The organism is Staphylococcus sp. B1(2026) (assembly GCF_058895785.1).
In genome coordinates, this window is sequence record NZ_JBZXTS010000090.1 from 1 (window position 1) to 2088 (window position 2088).

The following is a 2088-nucleotide window of genomic DNA, read 5'->3' on the forward strand; positions in this document are numbered from 1 at the left end:
GGAATGGGAAACCCGTAGGCTTAATGAAATTTCTCAAATATATAATAACTTACGAGTTCCTATTACAGCTAGTAATCGTATTTCTGGAGATACACCCTATTATGGTGCAAATGGAGTGCAAGATTATGTTAAGGGATATACTCATGAAGGGGAATATGTATTAATTGCAGAAGATGGAGCCAATGATTTAATTAATTATCCCGTTAAATATGTTTCTGGTAAAATTTGGGTAAACAATCATGCACATGTATTACAAGGTAATAAAAAAGTTCTTGATAATTTGTTTTTAGTTCCAAGAATTAGTTCTATGAATATTTTCCCTTATCTTGTTGGTGGTGGAAGAGCAAAATTAAATAGTAACATATTGCAAAATTTACCTATTATAATCCCTAATTATATAGAACAGTTGCAAATAGGAAGATTTATACAAGAAATTAACAAGCTTACTAATCTTTATGAAAATAAATTAACCTTATTAAAATTTTTAAAACAAGCTTACTTACAAAAAATGTTCATATGAAAGGCGCAATTGCGCCTTTTTAAATTATCATAGATAAATGCTTCATAATTTTATCATTGTCTTGATTTTCTAGTTCTTGAATAATATGTAAATATGTTTCTTGTGTAGTCGACATACTTGAATGTCCTAATCTTTTCGCCACAGTTGCTATTGATACACCTGCAAATAATAATAAAGAAGCATGTGTGTGTCTTAATCCGTGAATAGAAATATGTGGTATTTGTGCTTTTTGGCATAATTTCTCTAATCGCTTATTAATAGTTGAATTAAAAACTCTAGACTTTGCAAATATGGACTTTTGTAAAGGATAGTCTCTTATTAATTGAGAAAATTGCATAGCTGTTTGCCAATCTAATTGAATCTTTCTTTCAGATGATTTATTTTTTGTAGGTTGAAAAGATCCTTGCTTTGATTTATAATCCCAAGTTTTATTTACAATCAACTTTTGAGAATTAAAATCAAAATCTTCTGGTGTAATTGCTAATGCTTCTGAAAATCTTAAACCTGTTTTTAAAATTAATAAAATAAACCAATCCCAATTAATAGTTGAAGTTAAATTCATTTGTTTCACCAATGCTTGAACTTCAAATTGATTTAAAAATTTAGGACGTTTTTTTCTAGGTGTTTTACCTTTAATAATAATTTTTCTTGTTGGATTTTGTATAATTAAACCATCGTCTACGGCATCCAAAATAGCACTTTTAATTTGATGATGAAAATCCATTGTTGTTTGTTTTTCATGAGTTAATGCATAATCATTAATTAATTGTTGATAAATTCTTCTTGTTATTTGATTAACTTTTAAATTCGGAACTAATTTTTCAATATAATATTTACTCATATAATATTTCTTTAATGTAATTGGTCTGACAGCACCTTCCTTATAAAGCTTAATCCACTCTTCGAAATATTTTGAAAATAATTGATTTTTTCTATTTCTTGACATAGAAAAACCTCCTAAATAATAAATTTTGGATATTATCCAACTCTATTATTTAGGAAGTTATTTTAGTTGTATAGATTAAATGAACATTTTTTGTAAATAAGCTTGTTTCAAAATATTTAGATAGTTTATTTTTTTTTGATGAGTAACAATAAAGTTGTCTGTGTGTTGAAAAAATGCACCGATTTTGTCTTGTTCATTTTTAGTAGTATTTAATTCTGTCCAATTTTCGACTTGTTTTTTAGATAAATTAGTTTGTCCTACTCCATTATCAAATTTTAAGAAATAATGATGCCTATTCATAAGTGAAAATAAAAAATATGGATTAGTATTTATATGAGGTGTTATACCCGCAATACGTTGATTTAATGTATATTTATTATTGTCATCTATCAAAAACGTTTTTGCAATTGCTTTACCATTTGGAACATCACTTAAAACAAAAGTAATCTCTCCTTTTATGAGTGGAGCAATCATTTTTTTAGAATATTTTTTTACATTTCCATTCGTAGAAATAAATTTGGAGTTTACTACGATATATTTCCCATCCTCAGAAATATATTTTTCATGTGCTTTACCGTTACGATAATCAGCTATTTGAATCAACTTACGCTCTTCCCACTCT

3 protein-coding genes are annotated in these 2088 nt (G+C 26.9%); 1 reads left to right on the top strand and 2 read right to left on the bottom strand.

Annotated features, from left to right (window positions below; genetic code table 11):
- On the top strand, positions 1 to 520 hold a 520-nt coding region (locus tag AC5EAH_RS07980), incomplete at its 5' end, for a restriction endonuclease subunit S (protein ID WP_493494251.1).
- 19 nt (positions 521 to 539) lie between these two features.
- On the opposite strand, the gene AC5EAH_RS07985 is transcribed toward AC5EAH_RS07980, so the two are convergent.
- Together AC5EAH_RS07985 and AC5EAH_RS07990 are read right to left on the bottom strand one after the other, a co-directional pair.
- Positions 540 to 1466, bottom strand: a complete 927-nt coding sequence (locus tag AC5EAH_RS07985) for a tyrosine-type recombinase/integrase (protein WP_493494252.1) — start codon at positions 1464 to 1466, stop codon at positions 540 to 542.
- Between the two features lie 75 nt (positions 1467 to 1541).
- Positions 1542 to 2088: restriction endonuclease subunit S (locus tag AC5EAH_RS07990; RefSeq protein WP_493494253.1), on the bottom strand; the 547-nt coding region annotated here is incomplete at its 5' end.

Coding starts and splice junctions, on each gene's coding strand:
- AC5EAH_RS07985 (WP_493494252.1), bottom strand. CDS start 1,466: ATGTCAAGAAATAGAAAAAATCAATTATTTTCAAAATATTTCGAAGAG.